Source organism: Pseudomonas sp. GW822-FHT04H02 (genome assembly GCF_058800645.1).
On record NZ_JBXAMM010000009.1, the window covers coordinates 50,795 to 69,241 of the forward strand.

At 64.0% G+C, this 18,447-nt stretch carries 16 protein-coding genes and 1 pseudogene; all 17 read left to right on the plus strand.

Annotation, left to right across the window (positions count from 1 at the left end; genetic code table 11):
• Positions 1-320: 320 nt before the first annotated feature.
• Positions 321-1,931 carry a glycosyltransferase family 39 protein gene (locus tag AC1RMG_RS29800; RefSeq protein ID WP_493170879.1) on the plus strand — a complete coding sequence of 537 codons (1,611 nt, stop codon included), beginning with the start codon at positions 321-323 and terminating at the stop codon, positions 1,929-1,931.
• Positions 1,932-2,040: 109 nt separating this feature from the next.
• On the plus strand, positions 2,041-2,502 hold the full coding sequence (locus tag AC1RMG_RS29805; RefSeq protein ID WP_011058532.1) for an aminoacyl-tRNA deacylase: 462 nt from the start codon (positions 2,041-2,043) through the stop codon (positions 2,500-2,502).
• A gap of 14 nt (positions 2,503-2,516) precedes the next feature.
• Positions 2,517-2,762, plus strand: coding sequence for a DUF2789 domain-containing protein (locus tag AC1RMG_RS29810; protein WP_011058533.1), 246 nt, complete (start codon positions 2,517-2,519; stop codon positions 2,760-2,762).
• A gap of 64 nt (positions 2,763-2,826) precedes the next feature.
• Positions 2,827-3,072: a type II toxin-antitoxin system Phd/YefM family antitoxin gene (locus tag AC1RMG_RS29815; RefSeq protein WP_011058534.1), complete on the plus strand. Its 246-nt coding sequence runs from the start codon at positions 2,827-2,829 to the stop codon at positions 3,070-3,072.
• Entirely contained in the window at positions 3,062-3,343 is a 282-nt protein-coding gene (locus AC1RMG_RS29820; RefSeq protein ID WP_011058535.1) for a type II toxin-antitoxin system RelE family toxin, read from the plus strand. Before AC1RMG_RS29815 ends, AC1RMG_RS29820 begins: the two co-directional genes overlap by 11 nt.
• Positions 3,344-3,485: 142 nt before the next feature.
• Complete coding sequence (locus AC1RMG_RS29825) at positions 3,486-3,914, plus strand: MarR family winged helix-turn-helix transcriptional regulator (protein ID WP_011058536.1); 429 nt, start codon at positions 3,486-3,488, stop codon at positions 3,912-3,914.
• Positions 3,911-5,998: an FUSC family protein gene (locus AC1RMG_RS29830; protein ID WP_041751900.1), complete on the plus strand. Its 2,088-nt coding sequence runs from the start codon at positions 3,911-3,913 to the stop codon at positions 5,996-5,998. Before AC1RMG_RS29825 ends, AC1RMG_RS29830 begins: the two co-directional genes overlap by 4 nt.
• Complete coding sequence (locus tag AC1RMG_RS29835; RefSeq protein WP_011058538.1) at positions 5,995-6,204, plus strand: DUF1656 domain-containing protein; 210 nt, start codon at positions 5,995-5,997, stop codon at positions 6,202-6,204. Before AC1RMG_RS29830 ends, AC1RMG_RS29835 begins: the two co-directional genes overlap by 4 nt.
• The gene (locus AC1RMG_RS29840; protein ID WP_011058539.1) at positions 6,201-7,091 is read left to right on the plus strand and encodes an efflux RND transporter periplasmic adaptor subunit; all 891 of its coding nucleotides are present in this window, start codon (positions 6,201-6,203) and stop codon (positions 7,089-7,091) included. The genes AC1RMG_RS29835 and AC1RMG_RS29840 overlap by 4 nt, the downstream gene beginning before the upstream one ends.
• Positions 7,088-8,536 carry an efflux transporter outer membrane subunit gene (locus tag AC1RMG_RS29845; RefSeq protein WP_401156105.1) on the plus strand — a complete coding sequence of 483 codons (1,449 nt, stop codon included), beginning with the start codon at positions 7,088-7,090 and terminating at the stop codon, positions 8,534-8,536. Before AC1RMG_RS29840 ends, AC1RMG_RS29845 begins: the two co-directional genes overlap by 4 nt.
• Before the next feature lie 93 nt (positions 8,537-8,629).
• Positions 8,630-9,265 carry a hypothetical protein gene (locus tag AC1RMG_RS29850; RefSeq protein ID WP_015633693.1) on the plus strand — a complete coding sequence of 212 codons (636 nt, stop codon included), beginning with the start codon at positions 8,630-8,632 and terminating at the stop codon, positions 9,263-9,265.
• Between the two features lie 223 nt (positions 9,266-9,488).
• Positions 9,489-10,991 carry a YdgA family protein gene (locus AC1RMG_RS29855; RefSeq protein ID WP_011058542.1) on the plus strand — a complete coding sequence of 501 codons (1,503 nt, stop codon included), beginning with the start codon at positions 9,489-9,491 and terminating at the stop codon, positions 10,989-10,991.
• A 275-nt stretch (positions 10,992-11,266) separates the two neighbouring features.
• Complete coding sequence (pgaA, locus tag AC1RMG_RS29860) at positions 11,267-13,753, plus strand: poly-beta-1,6 N-acetyl-D-glucosamine export porin PgaA (protein WP_493170882.1); 2,487 nt, start codon at positions 11,267-11,269, stop codon at positions 13,751-13,753.
• Positions 13,754-13,767: 14 nt separating this feature from the next.
• Complete coding sequence (pgaB, locus tag AC1RMG_RS29865) at positions 13,768-15,765, plus strand: poly-beta-1,6-N-acetyl-D-glucosamine N-deacetylase PgaB (protein ID WP_019095705.1); 1,998 nt, start codon at positions 13,768-13,770, stop codon at positions 15,763-15,765.
• 3 nt (positions 15,766-15,768) lie between these two features.
• On the plus strand, positions 15,769-17,118 hold the full coding sequence (gene pgaC, locus AC1RMG_RS29870) for a poly-beta-1,6-N-acetyl-D-glucosamine synthase (protein WP_210672400.1): 1,350 nt from the start codon (positions 15,769-15,771) through the stop codon (positions 17,116-17,118).
• On the plus strand, positions 17,118-17,642 hold the full coding sequence (pgaD, locus tag AC1RMG_RS29875; RefSeq protein ID WP_011058546.1) for a poly-beta-1,6-N-acetyl-D-glucosamine biosynthesis protein PgaD: 525 nt from the start codon (positions 17,118-17,120) through the stop codon (positions 17,640-17,642). The genes pgaC and pgaD overlap by 1 nt, the downstream gene beginning before the upstream one ends.
• A gap of 594 nt (positions 17,643-18,236) precedes the next feature.
• Positions 18,237-18,446, plus strand: a pseudogene (locus tag AC1RMG_RS29880) (ShlB/FhaC/HecB family hemolysin secretion/activation protein); the annotation flags it as partial.
• Position 18,447: the final 1 nt, after the last annotated feature.

The window sequence follows — 18,447 nt, forward strand, 5'->3', positions numbered from 1 at the left end:
AATTCAGAAAAGCCATGAGGGCAGGTTCCGAGTGTGGCGAAAATCATACAGAAGGCGCCGGCTGGCACCTACGTCGCTGGTTAGAAAATCCGCCGTTCTGTGACGCGCCTTTGCTGTCCTCCGGTCTATGTTCATCCATTGCCGGTGATGGCCGGGCCTGACCCCGTACCGCGGTCCCCGAGGGCTATCGGCAAGAGTCGCACATGGCATTCGAGGAGCGGCTTTTTACCCTTGCGTCTGTGCTTTGCGGTTTTCCAGGCAAAGGACGATGCTATCGGGGTTTGAGCGACCAGATCAGGCGAGTTTATGGGGAGCAAGGAATGGATTTTCGCAGAGCGCCGGAGTTGATCGGGCGTTTGCAAGAGCAGGCCGTCGTGCCTCGGGAGCAAGGTGTGCAGCGGCTGATGCGCTTGGCGCTGGAGTATTGGTTGCTGCCGGTGTTGCTGTTGGCTGCGGCCGTTCGCTTTTATGACCTGACCGCCGCGGCCATCTGGGGCGACGAAGGTTCCAGCCTGGTGCTCAGCCAGTATTCGCTGAGCGAAATCTGGTTTCATGCGGCCCGCGACGTCCATCCGCCGCTGTATTTCATGCTCTTGCGTGGCTGGATTGAACTGTTCGGCGACGGGATTTTTTCCATTCGCACCCTCAGCGCGCTGCCAGGGATAGTCACCGTAGGGCTCGGCATGTGGCTGGTGGCGCTGCTGGCGACCCGTCGCGCGGCGATTCTCGCCGGTGTGCTGCTGGCCCTGCTGCCCACGGCCGTGCGCTACAGCCAGGAAGTGCGCATGTATGCGCTGCTCGGCCTGTTGCTGCTGGGGGCGACCCTGGCCTTGGTGTACTGGCTGCGCCAGCCCTCGCGTCGGGGCTATCTGGTGAGCTACGCGCTGCTGATGACCCTGGCCTTCTACACCCATTACTTCACGGTGTTCTGCGTGCTGGCGCACTGGCTGTACCTGGCCGTTTCGGGCGTGCGCGCCGAGGGTGGCGGGCGCCTGGTCACCCGCCCGGCCTGGTGGCTGGCGAATGCGGCGATCGTGCTGCTGTTCCTGCCCTGGGTTCCGGAGTTGCTCGACCTGCTGCGGCACATGGACGAGTTGAAGGCCAATGGCGATGTCGGCTGGGAGCCGGTGGTCACCTGGTCTTCGCTGCCGGCGATGGTCTGGCAATTGCTGATCCAGGACGAAGGCGACAACCTGCCAGGTGCGCTGTTCGTGGGCATGCCGCTGCTGTTGCTGGCGGTCTGTAGCGTCCTGGCCTGGCGTGATGGTGCACCTGCCAGGTTCGGCGGGCTGCTGGCGAGTTTCACCCTGCTGCCATTGTTGTTGGTGTTTGCGGTGTCGTTCGCTTCGCCAGTGTTTATCGAACGCTACCTGACCGCGTATGCCTTGGGCTTGCCGATGATCATGGCGGTGCTCATCGATCGCTGGCTTAAGACTGCCCGGCTGGTGGCGCTGGCGTTGCTACTGGGGTTCGTGGGGCTGGAAGCGGTGGGGCTGAAAAACAACATCGATGTCGACGCCAACGACCAGATCAGCGTGATGGTCGACTACGTCAACCGGCACTACGTCGCGGGCGACCGCATCGTTATCAGCGACATGCTCTGGTACTTGAGCTACGTCTACTACAACCGCACCGACGCCCAGCCGATGCTCTATACGCCGCCGCTGCCGGGAGGCACCTCCAGCAGGCCGAACGCCTACGGCTTCGGCACCCTGATCGACCACCCGGATCAGGTCTACCTGGATCAGTTGAGCGCCTTGTCAGTGGGCAGCGGACGCTATTGGCTGGTGGGGTCGGACGATCAGTCCGAGGAATTCGCGCCATTGCCCCAGGGGTGGCACAAAGTCGGTCAGTTCGCCGCGGGTGGTACTCGGGCCCGCTTGTTTGTCCTCTGTGGCTCGGCAGCCGGCGCTTCCTGTGCCGGGCAATGAACGCGCAGGGTGCCGTTCGGAAGTTCGAGGCCTTGTGTCTTGCAGCGCGACCTAGACTTGCATCAGGAGTCACAGTCCTGTCCCCGCTTGCGGGGCACCGAGGTGCATCATGCGTATGGCAAGAACCGTGCAGCGCAGCCTGGAACAAGCCGCTTGCGAGTTTGATCTGGTGAGCCATCCCCATTCCGCCAGCAGCCTGGAAACGGCGCGGGTGGCGGGGGTACCGGCGGAGCGAGTGGCCAAGTCGGTGATCCTCGACGATCACCACGGCCATTACCTGATGGCGGTGTTGCCGGCCAGTCGGCACCTGGACCTCGGCAAGGTGCGCGGCAGCGGCGAATGGCAGGTCACCCGGGAAAGCACCCTGGCCCACCTGTTCAACGACTGCGAGCGCGGCGCGGTGCCGGCCCTGGGCGAGTCCTATGGGCTGGACGTGGTGATCGACCCGCTGCTGACCCGGCAGAAAGACATCTACCTGGAAGCCGGCAACCACCACAACCTGGTGCACATGAGCATGGCCCAGTACCTGAAGCTGGTGCCCCACGCCGAGGTTTGCGAAGTCTCGCACTGATCAGGAGCCCGACCATGGAAGCACCGACCCACAGCCTGCCGGCGTTGTTCAAGCAGTTGGGGCTGGCCGATGACCCGGTGAGCATCGAGCGTTTCATCGCCACGCATTCGCCGCTCAAACCGGAGCTGCACCTGGCGGACGCGTTTTTCTGGAGCGAGAGCCAGGCCGACTTTCTGCGCACGGAAGTGCTCGATGATGCGGATTGGGCCGAGGTGGTGGATCAGTTGGATGTGTTGTTGAGGAAGGGGCGCGGGGGCTGATGAGCTGTAGTTGTTGATATGGAGTATTTAGACCAGAATCACGACCTGAATTGAGGTCATGATTATGCAGAGTATTCTGGCTGACAAAGCCGTCAGCGTATCTGAGTTGAAGAAAAACCCTTCTGCCGTCTTGAGTGGTGCCCAGGGCGGGCCAGTGGCGGTGTTGAATCACAATCGTGTCATGGGCTACATGGTTCCGGCCGAGGTTTTCGAAGCGTTGATGGAACGCCTGGATGATCTGGAGTTGGCCGAAATCATCCGCGAGCGCAGCCATGAGACGCCCGTTCCGGTCAGTCTGGATGACTTATAGCCTTGAGTTCCTGCCTTCGGCACACAAGGAATGGAACAAGTTGGGGCATACGCTTCGAGAGCAATTCAAGAAAAAGCTCGCCGAACGGCTTGAGGTGCCGCGAATCCCTGCTGATGCCCTGCATGGGCTTCCCGATTGCTACAAAATTAAACTCAAGGCTTCGGGCTACCGATTGGTTTATCAAGTGATCGAAGAGCGCGTCGTGGTTTGCGTGGTTGCGGTCGGCAAGCGCGAGCGTGGAACCGTTTACGAGCAGGCCAGGAAACGCTGAGGTTCGCTGGCAAGCTGTGCATCTTCACTCTCAGGCAATTGTTACAAAACTTGACTGGATTTATCCGTCAATGACATATTGATAGTTAGCAAACTAACAGTGTGCGAACAATCTTGTGTCCAGCTCCCTTGAATCACTCCACATGAATATCAGCAGTGGCATGGTGGTCGCGTCCCGGCATTGGCGGCGGATCTGCCAGACCACGCTGGTCAACTTCGGCATTTCCGAAGCCTGCGCGGTGCCGCTGTTGATGATCGGGCGCCTGGGCGAGGGCGTGCGCCAGGTCACGGTGGCCCAGGCCGCAGGGATGGAAAGCCCGTCCCTGGTGCGCCTGCTGGATCAACTGTGCAGCGCCGGCTACGTGTGCCGCAGCGAAGATCCCCACGACCGCCGGGCCAAATGCCTGAGCCTGACCGACACCGGTCGCGAGCTGGTGCAGGCGGTGGAAAGCGAGTTGGTGCGCCTGCGCCATGAAGTGCTGGAAGGCATTGGCAGCGCCGACCTGGAAGCGGCGTTGCGGGTGATCCGCGCGTTCGAGTCCGCCAGTCATGTACCGGTGCTGCCATCTTGAAAGGCTTCTTTACCGGCATGCCTCCCGCGCGGGACTGGTTCTATGGCGTACGTACCTTCGCCGCGTCGATGATCGCCCTGTACATCGCCATGCTGATGCAGATGCCCCGTCCGTATTGGGCGATGGCCACGGTGTACATCGTCTCCAGCCCCTACGTCGGCCCCACCAGTTCCAAGGCCCTGTACCGGGCGATCGGCACCTTTCTCGGGGCGGCGGCCGCGGTGCTGTTCGTGCCGATGTTCGTGCAGAGCCCCTATCTGCTGGTGGTGATCATCGCCCTGTGGACCGGGATCCTGCTGTTCCTGTCCATGCACCTGCGCACTGCCAACAACTACGCCCTGATGCTGGCCGGCTACACCTTGCCGCTGATCGCCCTGCCGGTGGTGGACAACCCCCTGGGGGTCTGGGACGTCGCCGAGGCGCGGACCGAGGAAATCTTCCTCGGCATCGTTTGCGCCGCGGTGATCGGCAGCATGTTCTGGCCCCGGCGGCTGGCCCCGGTGTTCGTCGATTCCGCCGCCAAGTGGTTCGCCGATGCCGCGCTCTACAGCCAGCGCTTCCTGGCCCGCAACGTCCAGCCCGAGGAAGTCAGTGCCCTGCGCGCGTCCATGGTGGGCACCTTCAACACCCTGGAACTGATGATCGGCCAGTTGCCCCACGAGGGCGCCCGGCCGCAGACCGTGCGCAACACCAAGGAGCTGCGCGGGCGGATGATCAATCTGCTGCCGGTGGTGGATGCCCTGGACGATGCCCTGTATGCCCTGGAACGGCGTACCCCGGAGCTGGTGGCGCAGTTCGCCCCCTTGCTGGCCAAGGCCGATGAATGGCTGCAAGGCACCGCCCGGGATGCTTCGGTGGAACGCTGGCAGGCCCTGCGCGATGAACTCGAAGCCTTGCAGCCAAGCCCCGAAGCCCTGGATGACCGGCGCCAGCTGCTGATGTCCAACGCTCTGTATCGCCTCGGCGAGTGGATCGACCTGTGGCAGGACTGCCGCAGCCTGCAGCACGCCATCCAGAGTGAAAGCCAGGCGCCCTGGCGCGCGGTCTACCGGCATTGGCGGCTGGGCCGGCTGACGCCGTTTCTCGATCGCGGGCTGATGCTGTACTCGGCGGGCTCGACGGTCCTGGCGATCATCGTCGCCTCGGTGCTGTGGATTCTCCTGGGCTGGACCGACGGCGGCAGCGCCGTGATCCTGGCGGCGGTGGCCTGCAGTTTCTTTGCTTCCATGGACGACCCGGCGCCGCAGATCTACCGGTTCTTTTTCTGGACCGCGATGTCGGTGCTGTTCGCCAGCCTCTACCTGTTCCTGATCCTGCCCAACCTGCACGACTTCCCGATGCTGGTGCTGGCCTTTGCCGTGCCGTTCATTTGCGTCGGCACCCTGACGGTGCAGCCGCGGTTCTACCTCGGCATGCTGCTGACCATCGTCAACACCTCGTCCTTCATCAGCATCCAGGGAGCCTACGACGCGGACTTCCTGAGTTTTGCCAACTCCAACCTGGCCGGCCCCATGGGCCTGCTGTTCGCCTTTGTCTGGACCCTGATCGCCCGGCCGTTCGGCTCCGAACTGGCGGCCAAGCGCCTGACCCGCTTCAGCTGGCGCGACATCGTCAGCCTCAGCGAACCGGCGACCCTGGCCGAACACCGGCACATGGGGGCACAGATGCTCGACCGCCTGATGCAGCACCTGCCGCGCCTGGCCATGACCGGGCAGGACACCGGCATAGCCCTGCGGGAGTTGCGCGTGGCGCTCAATATGCTGGACCTGCTGGCCTACGCACCGCGGGTGCAGGGCGTGGCCCAGAGCCTGCTGCGCCAGGTGGTGGCCGAGGTGGGCGAGTACTTCAAGGCCTGCCTCAAGGCCGGCGAACGCCTGCCGGCCCCCAGCGGGCTGCTGATGACCCTCGACCGTACCCGCCGCGCCCTCGGCAGCCAGGGCCTGCAAGGCGACCACGAAACCCGCCTGCACCTGCTGCACGCCCTCAGCGGCCTGCGCCTGGCGCTGTTGCCGGGGGTGGAATTCGTCGCCACCGGCGAGCTTGAAGAACCCCTTCCCCATGGCATCGATGGAGCGCCCCTATGATCGGTGATCTGGATATCAGCGGGGTGTTCCTGCCCACGCTGCTGGTGCTGATGGGCATCACTTATGGCTTGTACCTGCTGGTGCACGGGGTGCTGACGCGCTTGCACTTTTATCGTCTGGTCTGGCACCGGGCGCTGTTCAACGTGGGTCTCTACGCTCTGCTACTGGGCGCCGTGGACTCTCTCAGTCGATACCTGATGACATGAAAAAACCTTTATTGACCATTGGCCGTGTGGTCCTGACGTTACTGGTGGTGACCTTCGCGGTCGTGGTGGTCTGGCGCATGGTGATGTACTACATGTTCGCGCCCTGGACCCGGGACGGGCATATCCGCGCCGATATCGTGCAGATCGCCCCGGACGTATCCGGGCTGATCCAGCAAGTGCAGGTGCGTGACAACCAACTGGTGCAACGCGGCCAGGTGCTGTTCAGCATCGACCAGGACCGCTTCAAGCTGGCCCTGCGCCAGGCCAAGGCGGCCCTGGCCGACCGCCAGGAAACCCTGGCCCAGGCCCAGCGCGAGGCCAAGCGCAACCGTGGCCTGGGCAACCTGGTGCCGCGCGAGCAACTGGAAGAAAGCCAGTCTCGCGAGGCCCGCGCCCAGTCGGCCCTGGCCGAGGCCCAGGTGGCGGTGGACAGCGCCCAGCTCAACCTCGACCGCTCGGTGGTACGCAGCCCGGTGGACGGCTACGTCAACGACCGTGCACCGCGCACCCAGGAATTCGTCACCGCCGGGCGACCGGTGCTGTCGGTGGTGGACAGCAACTCCTTCCACATCGATGGCTATTTCGAAGAGACCAAGCTCGATGGCATCCATGTCGGCCAGGCCGTGGATATCCGTGTGATCGGCGACCGTGCGCGGCTGCGCGGGCATGTGGAAAGCATCGTCGCCGGGATCGAGGACCGTGATCGCAGCAGCGGCTCCAACCTGTTGCCCAACGTCAACCCGGCCTTCAGCTGGGTGCGCCTGGCGCAACGGATTCCGGTGCGCATCGCCTTCGACGATGTGCCGGCGGACTTTCGCATGATCGCCGGGCGCACCGCCACGGTGTCGATCCTCGACGACCAGGCCAAGCAGGAGCCCGGCCAATGAACAACGGCGCGCGTTTGGCCCTGGCCGGGCTCGGCCTGCTGCTCTCGGCCTGCCAGATGGTCGGGCCGGATTACCAGGTGCCCGGGGATGCTGCGGTGCAGCGCAAGGATTTGCAGGGTCAGTTGAGCGCCAAGGGCGCCAACGTGGTGTCGGCGCCGGTGCCTGCCGACTGGTGGCGGCTGTACCAGGACCCGCGCCTGGACCAGCTGGTGCAGCAGGCCCTGGCTTCCAACACCGACCTGCGGGTGGCGGCGGCCAACCTGGCTCGGGCCCGCGCCCAGGTGGATGAAGCCCAGGCCGCCGGTGGCTGGAGCGGTGGGGTCAAGGCCGGGGTCGAGCGCCTGCAGGAATCCGGCGAAGCCTTCCTGCTGCCGGAAAAGGTGCCAGTGGCCAACGTCGGCAACCTGTCCATCAGCACCTCCTACCAGTTCGACCTGTTCGGCACCTTGCAGCGCGGCATCGAGGCGGCCCAGGCCACTGCCGACGCGACCCAGGCTGCGGCGGATACCGCGCGCATCACCCTGGTGGCGGACGTGGTGCGGGCCTACACCCAGGTTTGCGCGGCCAACGAAGAACGGGAAATCGCCGAGCACTCCCTGAGCCTGCAAGCCCAGAGCACCGAGCTGACCCAGCGCCTGCGCGATGCCGGGCGCGGCGACGAAACCCAGGTCACCCGTTCCCAGACCCAATTCAAATCCCTGCGTGCCGAACTGCCGCGCTATGAGGCGGCGCGCCAATCGGGCCTGTTCCGCCTGTCGATGCTGCTGGCCAAGCCGCTGGATCAATTGCCCGCCGGCACCGACAGTTGCGCCCAGTTGCCGCATATCACCCAGCTGTTGCCGGTGGGCGATGGCGCGGCGCTGCTCAAGCGCCGCCCCGACGTACGGCAGGCCGAGCGCCAGCTGGCCGCCGCCACCGCGCGAATCGGCGTGGCCACCGGGGCCCTGTATCCGGATATCAGCATCGGCGCGACGGTCGGCACCGTGGGCATCCTCGACAACCTCGGCAAGCCTTCCACCAATCGCTGGGGCTTCGGCCCGCTGATCAGCTGGACGGTGCCGGCCAATGGCGCCCGCGAGCGCATTCATGAAGCCGAGGCCGCCAGCCAGGGCGCCCTGGCGCATTTCGATGGGGTGGTGCTCAACGCCATCCGCGAAACCCAGACCGGCCTGGCCCAGTACAGCGCGCAGCTGCAGCGCCGCGATGCCCTGGCGGATGCCGAGCAGTCGGCGCAACTGGCGGCGGACCAGACCCACCGCTTCTTCCAGGCCGGGCGCGCGTCCTTCCTCGCCGACCTGCAGGCTACCCGCACCTACACCGATATGCGCGCGCAACTGTCGGCGGCCAACACCCAGGTAGCCATGAGCCAGATCGATCTGTTCCTGGCCCTGGGCGGCGGTTGGGAAAGCGGACGAACGCAAGGCCCAGAACACGCGAAACCCTGAGGCGGTTGCTATGCTTTGATCAGTTGGAAAAGTGCCTTGTGCAACGTGCCTTCCAACCGATCAAAGCATGTGATGGTCATGGGGATTCCAATAATGAAAAACCCTTATGCTCCGGGCTTCTGGTGCGCGCTCTGCGCCCTGGTGCTGCTGTCTGCCACCTACTTCTACGGCATCATGCTGGCCCATCAGATCGACAAGGCCCTGGTGTTCCTCGACAGCGCCAGCGCGTTGATCGCGGTGATGGCCATCGGTGTGGTGGCCTGGGCCTCCTTTCAGGGCCAGAAAATCAAGAAGAAACAGCTCGAACAGAGCAAGACCCTGGTGGTCATCTGGGACACCAAGGTGGCCTTGCGCCGGGTCGAAACCGTATTCGACCGCTACTTCTGGGGCAGTTACTGGCAACCGGGGCGGACCTTCGCCGAAGTCATGGGCGAACTCACCGGCACCCCGCTGGAAAAGAGCCTGGAGGCCCTGAAGAAGCAGTGCATGCTGCTGGATAAGCAGGCCGAGGACGGTCACCACTGGCTGAGCAATGCCCGGGAGCTGTCGGATGTCGCCACCGCCATGGCGCGGGAGCGCTACCAGCTGGATTTCTGCGACCCACGGGGCGAATCCCGGGGCAACAGCGCGGTGATCGACCGGGATTTCGAGGTCCTGGTGTACACCTGGAGCGCCCGGCTCAAGAGCTTCGATCATCAGCTCGATGCCTTGGAAATCGAATACTCCTAAAAGCCCCTTCCCCTGGCCCTGTAACAGCGGCGGCTGCCGGTTTGCGGCAGCCGCTGCCCTGGCCATCTCCCCGCGCTCCACGGTTTTTCACATTCAAAGATTGGGCTCGCCCTAGCCGCCAGTGGTAATCTGCGCCGGTTTTACGCGGAGTCGAGCCGCAACCCGTCATGGGTTCAGGGAAGACGACCACACCTTCAAACAACGGATATTGATCGGGTCAGACATGAATAAATCAGCAGGCGTACTGTTAGGAATCGTCGTCGCAGTAGGTGCCATCAGTGCCGGCGGTGCCTGGTACACCGGCACCAAGCTGGAAGGGGTCCTGCAGCAGCAGGTGATTGAAAGCAACAAGGAGCTGCAAGCGGCGCTGATCGGTTATGACGCCACCGCCACTCTGGAGCTGGTGTCCCTGGAGCGTGGCGTGTTCAGCAGCAATGCCCGCTACCGCCTCAAGACCCAGGGCGAGGTGTTCAACGGTGGGCTGGAACTGATGATCGCCGACCATATCGAACACGGCCCGCTGCCTTTCTCGCGCTTGATCCGCCTCAAGTGGCTGCCAGTCATGGCGTCCAGTCATTACGAGCTGGAGAACAACGGGCAGACCGACAAGTGGTTTGCCGCCACCAAGGGTGCTGCACCGTTCAAGGGCGTGGTCAATGTCGGCTATGACCTGTCCGCGGAGGGCACCCTGGATTTCGCTCCGATGGAACTGGCCCTGGATGAGCTGAACAACCTCAAGTTCTCCGGCCTGAATGCCACTTTCAGCGTCGGCGACAATCGCCGCAAGGCCAAGGTCGATGGCTATATGGACAGCCTGAGCCTGTTCCTCAGCTCGCCGGACAAGGCCCCGCTCAAACTGGAAATCAACGGCCTGACCCTGGCCAGCAACCTGCAGAAAAGCAGCTTCGACTACTTCCTGGGCCAGAACACCCTGGAGCTCAGCGGCCTGAAGGCCACCTTCGGCGACAAGCAGTCGGTGCTGACCCTGAAGCACTTCGAGCAGAAGACCTTCAGCGAAGAAACCGGCAGCACAGTGGCGGGCCGTGCGGATTACCGAGTGGGCGAAATCGCCTTCGACGGCAAGACCGTGGGTTCGGCCGAGATGCTCTGGAGCATGAAGAGCCTCGACAGCCAGGGCATGCTCGATCTGGTCCAGGTCTACCAGAACGTGCTGCAGCCGTATCAGAAGGCCGCCACCGAGGCCTCTGCCGAGGGTGAACCGGCTCCGGAACTGCAAATGTCCGACGCCGAGCAGGTCAAGGTACGGGCTGCCGTGAACAAGGTCCTGGAAGCCAAGCCGCAGATCGCCCTGGAAAGCTTGGCATTCAAGACCGCCGGTGGTGAAAGCCGTTTCAGCCTGAGCCTGGATCTGGCCAAGCCGCAGAGCCTGGAGCTGCCGCCGGCTGAGCTGGGCAAGCAGCTGGTCAGCCAGCTGGATGCCAAGCTGTCGCTGTCCAAGCCGATGGTGGCAGACATCGCCGCCCTGCAGGCCCAGGTCGAAGGCCAGACCGATGCCAAGCTGATCGCCGAGCAAAGCGCGGCCACTGCAGAAATGCTCAGTGCCATGGCCCTGTCCACCCAACTGGCCAAGCTGGAAGGCAATGACGTGGTGTCGGCCCTGCACTATGCCAATAACGAAGTGAACTTCAATGGCCAGAAAATGACCGTTGAGCAGTTCATCGGTTTGGTCATGAGCAAGCTGGGGGGCGTAGGCGCCCAGCAGTAAAGGTGCACGGGCCGCTTTGCGCGGCCCTTCTTGTGCAACCCCTGACGCCCGGCCTGTGCAGCCCACAGGTCGGGCGTTGTGCTGTCTGGAGCAAGGCGGTGAGGGCGGCTGCAGGCCCCGCAGAATCTGATTCTGAATAAATATGGCGCTGCAAATTCTGAACTAACCTTCGTGGAAGAATTCTCCCAGACGCTCTGTCGATCTTCTGATCGTCCGGGCTGGGGCGTAAGGGCGGGGCGCATAACTCCGGCTAGCCACGTAAGGATGCTGACGAAATGCAACGCACTGTTCATCCCGCTCGCCGCTACGGCCTTCGTCCGCTGTTTCGCCTGGCATTGTGCAGCCAACTGTTATGGCCGGGCCTGGCGTTCGCCGATGCGGCCTATGACCAGTTGATCATCCAGGCCCGGGCCGGCAGCTACGCCCCGGCGCTGAACCATTTGCGCCAAGTGCCGGCGGACCGGTTGAACAACGGGCTGGTCAGCGACCACCTGCAGATCGCCAGCTGGGCCGGCCTCGATGCCGAGGTGGTGAAGGTCTACGAGACCCAGGGCCACAACCGGGTGCTGCCGGCGCAGGCGCTGGCCGCCACGGCCCGTGCCTATCGCAACCTCAAGCAGTGGGACAACGCCACCCAGGTCTATCGCCTGGCCCTGCAGCGCGACCCGCAGAACGCCGACCTGCAGCTGGGGCTGGCCCTGACCCAGGCCGATGCCGGCCAGCCGGTCGAAGCCGTGGCCCGGGCCAAGGCCCTGGTGGCGGCCAAGCCCGATGACCCGAACCGGCGCCTGGCCCTGGGCTACGCGCTGACCCGCGCCAACCAGCCTTATGACGCCCTGGCTGCATACGACCAGGCGTTTATCCGCGCTGGCGACAAGCCCGAAGTCATCCGCGAATACATCTACGCCCTGCAGCGGGCGCGCCTGCCGGAACCGGCCCTGCGCCTGGCCCGGCAGCACCCCGGGCTGATCGATCCGGTGATCCAGCGGCGCATCCAGGCTGACCTCGCCGCCGAACGGGTGCGCCTCTCGGAGCTGGCCAGCCGCAGTGAGAAAGAGCGCTTTGTGGTGGCCGACCGTGCCCTGGCCGACTACGACACCCTGTTCGCCGCCTGGGGCAAGGACCCTCAAGCCCAGGACGACCTGACCCGCTGGCGCATCGACCGCCTGGGCGCCCTCAAGTCCCGGGCGCGCACCGCAGAGGTGATCAGCGAATACGAGCAGCTCACCGCTGCCGGCGTGGCCATTCCCCCGTATGCCCTGCGCTGGGTGGCGGCTTCCTACCTCGACCAGCGCCAGCCGGAAATCGCCGCGGACCTGTATCGGCGTGTGTTTTCGGCACCGGATGGTGATGCCGACCACCGCCTGGAAGACACCACCGCGCTGTATTACGCGCTGCTGGAAAGTGAACGCCCGGAAGAGGCGCTGAAACTCGCCAATGACCTGGCCGACAGTGTGCCGCAGCGAATTCAGCTCACCGGGCAAACCGTGGGCGACCCCAATGACGACTGGGTCGATGCCCAACTGCTGGCGGCCCAGGCCGGTGCCGACGGCACGGCCGGGGCTGACCTGCCGGGCACCGAGCAGCGCCTGGAGACCCTGGCGGGGCAGGCCCCGGGCAACATCAGCGTACGCCTGGCCCAGGCCGATCTGTACCGGGTGCGCGACTGGCCCCGGCTTTCGGAAAGCCTGCTCAAGGAAACCGAGAGTGTGGCCCCGCGCGATGTCAGCCTGGAAGTGTCCCAGGGCCATACGGCCCAGGACCTGCAGGAATGGCGGCAACTGGATGCGCTGACCGACGACGTGGTGGAGCGCTTTCCGGAGAGCCGCCAGGTGCAGCGCCTGGCCCGCGAGCGCGAAGTGCACGACATGGCCGAACTGCGGGTCATGACCTATGGCGGCAAGAGTTACGGCGGTGGCAGCAATGGTGCCGGCGCGGTATCCGGCAGCCGTGATTTCGGCATCGAAAGCCGGCTTTACACGCCGCCGATCGCCGAGGACTGGCGCCTGTTCGGCGGCATCGGCTATGCCATGGGGGACTTCTCGGAAGGGATCGGCAATCACCGCTGGCAGGTCCTGGGGGTGGAGCGGCGCACCCGCGACATGACCCTGGAAGCGGAAGTCTCCAACCATTCCTATGGCTACGGCGACAAGACCGGTGCCCGGGTGTCGCTGGCGCGGGACATCGACGATCACTGGCAATACGGCGGCAGCCTCGACTACCTCTCTGCCAACACCCCGCTGCGGGCCCTCAACAGCGATATCAGCGCCAACGGCGGCAGCGCCTTCCTGCGTTGGCGGGCCAATGAAAGCCGCGAGTGGAAACTGTCCCTCAGCCCGTCGCACTTCAGCGACGGCAACAATAGGTTCGAGGCCCTGCTCACGGGCCGCGAAGGGGTCTACCGCTCGCCGAAAGTGCAGGTCGACCTCGGCCTGGAAGTGGGCGCCAGCCACAACACCCTGGAAGACACCCCTTACTACAACCCCGAGGCGGACCTCAGCGTCCTGCCCACCGTCACCGTCAACCACGTGCTCTATCACCGCTATCAGACCTCCTGGAGCCAACAGTTCCAGGCCGGCGCCGGTACCTACAGCGAACGCGGCTACTCCACTGGAGCGGTGGGGCTGCTCAGCTACGGCCAGCGCTACAGCTGGAACGACGTGTTCGACATCGGCGGAGTCCTGAGCGTGATCAACCGGCCTTACGACGGTGATCGGGAAACCGACCTGCGCCTGGCTGTCGACCTTACCTATCGCTTCTAGAGAAGAGTGTGACGATGCGCCTGATCAACCGTTGCATCCTCCTGCTGGGAGCCCTGGTTCTCAGCGCCTGTTCCCAGCCCGCCGCCGACTTTCTCGCCCCGGCGCAACGGCCGTTGCCCAACACCGAGGCGCCCTGGCCGAAGAACCACGTGCTGGGCATTGCCTACCACGACATCGAGGATCGCGACCCGGACCAACGGGTGGTGGCGGTGCGCACCGAGCGGATGATCGAGCAACTGGCCTGGTTGCGGGAAAACGGCTACCGGCCCGTGACCGTGGACCAGATCCTGGCGGCGCGCAACGGCGGCCCCGAACTGCCGGCCAAGGCCATCCTGCTGACCTTCGATGACGGCTATTCGAGCTTCTACACCCGGGTGCTGCCGGTGCTGCGCAGCTATCACTGGCCTGCGGTGCTGGCGCCGGTGGGCACCTGGATCGACACCCCGGCCGACCAGCCGGTGAACTTCGCCGGCGAGCTGCGGCCCCGCTCTCAGTTCCTGACCTGGGCGCAGGTCCGGGAAATCTCCCGTTCCGGGCTGGTGGAAATCGCCGCCCATACCGACCACAGCCACCTGGGCATTCTTGCCAACCCTCAGGGCAACCTGCAGCCGGCGGCGGCGACCCGCCGTTTTGACGCCGCCTCCGGGCGCTATGAAAGCGAGGCGGATTTCCAGGCGCGGATGCGCCAGGACGTGACCGCCATCTCGAACAAGATCCTGGCCGTGGCCGGCTATCGCCCGCGGATCTGGGTCTGGCCCTACGGCACGGCCGACGGCTCTACCCTGCAAGTGGTGGACAGCCAGGGCTTCAAGCTGGCCCTGACCCTGGACGACGGCCTGGACACACTCGACAACCTGATGAGCAGCCCGCGTTTCCTGGTGGTGTCGGACCCGGACGGCATGCACTTCTCCAACAGCATTGTCGGTGCCGAGACCGCCGCGCCCATGCGCGTGGTGCACGTGGACCTGGACAACGTCTACGACCCGGACCCCAAGCAGCAGGAGGTCAACCTCGGCAAGCTGGTGCAGCGCATGGCCGACCTGGGGGCCAACACCGTATTCCTCCAGGCCTTCGCCGACCCCAAGGGCGACGGCCTAGTGCAGTCGCTGTATTTCCCCAACCGGCACCTGCCGATGCGCGCCGACCTGTTCGACCGGGTCGCCTGGCAATTGCGCACCCGGGCCCACGTCAAGGTCTATGCCTGGATGCCGGTGCTCAGCTTCGCCCTGGACGCCCGGCTGCCCCGGGTCACGCGCTGGGATCCGGCCACCGGCCAGAGCACCATCGATCCTAAGCAGTACCAGCGGCTGTCGCCCTTCGACCCCAATGTGCGCCGGCAGATCGGCGACCTCTACGAGGACGTGGCGCGCATGACGTCGGTGGACGGCATTCTGTTCCACGACGACGCCGTGCTCTCGGATTTCGAAGACGCCAGCCCCGGGGCCTTGCGCGCCTATGCGGCCCAGGGCCTGCCGGGTTCCATGGCCGCCCTGCGCGACGATCCGGCCACCCTGCAGCGCTGGACCCGCTTCAAGAGCCGCTACCTGATCGACTTCACCCATGAGCTGGCCGCCAAGGTCCGGGCGATTCGCGGGCCGCAGGTGCAGACCGCGCGCAACCTGTTCGCCGAGCCGATCATCAACCCGCAGAGTGAAACCTGGTTCGCCCAGAACCTCGATGATTTCCTGGTCAGCTACGACTGGACCGCGCCCATGGCCATGCCGCTGATGGAAGGCCAGAGCCAGCGGCATTCCGGGCCCTGGCTCGAAGCCTTGGTGGACCAGGTGCGCGCCCGCCCCGGTGCCTTGCAGCGCACGGTGTTCGAGCTGCAGGCCCGGGACTGGGCCCGCAAGCCCGCCAGCGACCTCTCCGCCCAGCAACTGGCGGACTGGATGGGCCGCCTCAAGCGCCAGGGCGCGACCAATTTCGGCTACTACCCGGACAACTTCCTCGAGAACTCACCGGACCTGAAGACTCTGCGGCCCGCGCTCTCCAACAAATGGAGCCCTTGAATCATGGTGGATCGTATCTTTGCGCTGGTGGTCCTGGCGCTCGTTCTCGGCGTGCCCCTGGGGCTGATCTTCGTGCTGACCGGCGAATTCCTCATGGACTTCGTCTTCTACTACCCCTTGTTCATGTCGGCGCTGTGGATCGCCGGCGGCCTGTATTACTGGATGCACTGGGAGCGCCACTGGCCGTGGAGCGACGACACCCTGCCGCCGCCCCTGGCCGGTGAGCCGCTTATCAGCATCCTCATTCCTTGCTACAACGAAGGCGACAACGTCGCCGACACTATTCATGCGGCCCTGGCCCAGCAGTACCCGAACATCGAAGTGATCGCCATCAACGATGGCTCCAAGGACAGCACCGCCGAGGTGCTGGACCGCCTTGCCGCCCAGGACCCGCGCCTGCGGGTGTTGCACCTGGCGCAGAACCAGGGCAAGGCCGTGGCCCTGCGCATGGGCGCGGTGGCGGCACACAGCGAATACCTGGTGTGCATCGACGGCGATGCGCTGCTGGCGCCCAACACGGCGGCCTACCTGGTGGCGCCGATGCTGGACAACCCGCGCCTGGGCGCCGTGACCGGCAACCCGCGGATCCGCACCCGTTCGACCCTGGTGGGTCGGGTCCAGGTGGGCGAGTTCTCCTCGATCATCGGCCTGATCAAGCGCACCCAGCGGGTGTTCGGCAAAGTCTTCACCGTCTCCGGGGTGATCGTCGCCTTCCGTCGCACCGCCCTGCACCGGGTGGGCTACTGGAGCCCGGACATGATCACCGAAGACATCGACATCAGCTGGAAGCTGCAACTGGACCACTGGTACGTGTTCTTCGAGCCGCGGGCGCTGTGCTGGATCCTCATGCCGGAGACCCTGCGCGGCCTGTGGAAGCAACGCCTGCGCTGGGCCCAGGGCGGCGCCGAGGTGCTGTTCAAGAACATCCGCGGGATCTGGGAGTGGCGCCACCGCTACCTCTGGACCCTGCTGTTCGACTACTGCCTGTCCACCGGCTGGGCCTTCACCTTCCTGCTGTCGGTGATCTTCTGGGCCCTGGGCAAGTTCATCGTCATGCCCGAGGCCATCGCGGTGCACACCATCGTCCCGCCGGCCTTCACCGGGCTGGTGCTGGCGATGGTCTGCCTGACCCAGTTCGCGGTGAGTATCCTGATCGACCGCCGTTATGAAAAAGACCTGTGGAAAACCATGTTCTGGGTGGTCTGGTACCCGCTGGTGTTCTGGTTCATCAGCCTGTTCACCACCCTGGTGAGCTTTCCCCGGGTGCTGTTTGGCGAACACCAGAAACGCGCGCGCTGGGTCAGCCCGGACCGCGGCATCAAACCCATCGATGACGAAGAGGAGGTGCGCTGATGAAAATCATCCGAACCCGCCAGCGTCCGTTCATGGTGATCGTCGACGTTGTCCTCACCGTACTGGCCTGGGTAGGCCTGCTGTACTTGCTGGTTCGTGGGCTCATTCCGCTGCTGGACAGCCATGAAGGGCCGCGGATCGAAGCGGGCATGCTCGATGCCCTGACCACCCTGCAGTTCTATGCCTGGGTGGCGGTACTCAATGCGGTGCTGCTGATTTCCTGGGCCCGCTACCGCCAGCGTCGCAACAAGAGCTACCCGCCCCGGCTGCCGGCACCCGTGGTGGACGACAAGCGCCTGAGCGAAACCTTCAAGCTCAACGACGCGACCTTCGCCCAGATGCGCCAGCCCGGCACCATGATCGTGCACAACGACGAGGAAGGCGGTATCAGCCACGTCACCACGCAGTTCTATCGCATTCTTCCCGAAGACCAGCAGCACCCGCCGCTGAGGGTGGAACCGCCGCCGCGGGTGATCCATCTGCGTTCGGAAGGGGATGAAGGCAAGAAGACAGGAGAAGATTGATTGCCCAGGGGGGATGAGCCCTGGGGGGTACGGCTCTTCTGAATTTGCAGAGGGAATTGTCTGATTCTATTTTCAGTAAATAAATCAATGGGTTATTGATTTATTTGGGGTTTCTGCATGGGTTTGTCGCTACGGATGTGGTTGTGGGTGAGTTGTTCTTTAATCGTAGCGAGAGAGTGAGAGCCAGGGTTTTTGCGTACGGGCGTTGGCTCTTCTAAGTGTGCAATCTCAAACTTTTTCTAAAACTTTTTAAAACTCTATAGCCTTGATTTAAAAGGCTTTAAGATGATTTTTCCTTTAAATATTTCAAAATTTAAAATGGGCGGATCCATGATGGAGCTGCATGTTTTTTATCTCGTAAAGTTGCTTGAAAGTTCGATTTGATTGTTATTGGCGATTCTGCGGCAGTCATTTGACGATGCAGTAATAGCTTATTAGCGTCACGCCCTTCGTAGCTCTTGTCGTCACGCTTTCGAAGGATCGGATATGTCTCTCTCCACGCTCGGGATGAGGTTGTGCTGTGCCTTGTCCTGCCTGCTGCTGTTTAGCGCGCTGCATAGCGCCGCTGTCGCGCCGATGCCTGGTACCACCTTCAACCTGGGCGCCCAGTCCTTCATCCGCGGCTACAAAGACCCGAGCCTGAACGGCGACAGCGGCTACTGCTGGCGCAACGATCTGCGCTGGACTCGCCCGATGGGCAACCACCTTGTCACCGGCGTGAGCTTTGCCCATTCCCTCGAACGTCCCGAAGCCTTGAGTGAACGGGAAACCCCGACCCATTTCCGCCTGGATTTCTATCTCTGAT

Coding starts and splice junctions, on each gene's coding strand:
- AC1RMG_RS29800 (WP_493170879.1), top strand. CDS start 321: ATGGATTTTCGCAGAGCGCCGGAGTTGATCGGGCGTTTGCAAGAGCAG.
- AC1RMG_RS29805 (WP_011058532.1), top strand. CDS start 2,041: ATGCGTATGGCAAGAACCGTGCAGCGCAGCCTGGAACAAGCCGCTTGC.
- AC1RMG_RS29810 (WP_011058533.1), top strand. CDS start 2,517: ATGGAAGCACCGACCCACAGCCTGCCGGCGTTGTTCAAGCAGTTGGGG.
- AC1RMG_RS29815 (WP_011058534.1), top strand. CDS start 2,827: ATGCAGAGTATTCTGGCTGACAAAGCCGTCAGCGTATCTGAGTTGAAG.
- AC1RMG_RS29820 (WP_011058535.1), top strand. CDS start 3,062: ATGACTTATAGCCTTGAGTTCCTGCCTTCGGCACACAAGGAATGGAAC.
- AC1RMG_RS29825 (WP_011058536.1), top strand. CDS start 3,486: ATGAATATCAGCAGTGGCATGGTGGTCGCGTCCCGGCATTGGCGGCGG.
- AC1RMG_RS29835 (WP_011058538.1), top strand. CDS start 5,995: ATGATCGGTGATCTGGATATCAGCGGGGTGTTCCTGCCCACGCTGCTG.
- AC1RMG_RS29840 (WP_011058539.1), top strand. CDS start 6,201: ATGAAAAAACCTTTATTGACCATTGGCCGTGTGGTCCTGACGTTACTG.
- AC1RMG_RS29845 (WP_401156105.1), top strand. CDS start 7,088: ATGAACAACGGCGCGCGTTTGGCCCTGGCCGGGCTCGGCCTGCTGCTC.
- AC1RMG_RS29850 (WP_015633693.1), top strand. CDS start 8,630: ATGAAAAACCCTTATGCTCCGGGCTTCTGGTGCGCGCTCTGCGCCCTG.
- AC1RMG_RS29855 (WP_011058542.1), top strand. CDS start 9,489: ATGAATAAATCAGCAGGCGTACTGTTAGGAATCGTCGTCGCAGTAGGT.
- pgaA (WP_493170882.1), top strand. CDS start 11,267: ATGCAACGCACTGTTCATCCCGCTCGCCGCTACGGCCTTCGTCCGCTG.
- pgaB (WP_019095705.1), top strand. CDS start 13,768: ATGCGCCTGATCAACCGTTGCATCCTCCTGCTGGGAGCCCTGGTTCTC.
- pgaC (WP_210672400.1), top strand. CDS start 15,769: ATGGTGGATCGTATCTTTGCGCTGGTGGTCCTGGCGCTCGTTCTCGGC.
- pgaD (WP_011058546.1), top strand. CDS start 17,118: ATGAAAATCATCCGAACCCGCCAGCGTCCGTTCATGGTGATCGTCGAC.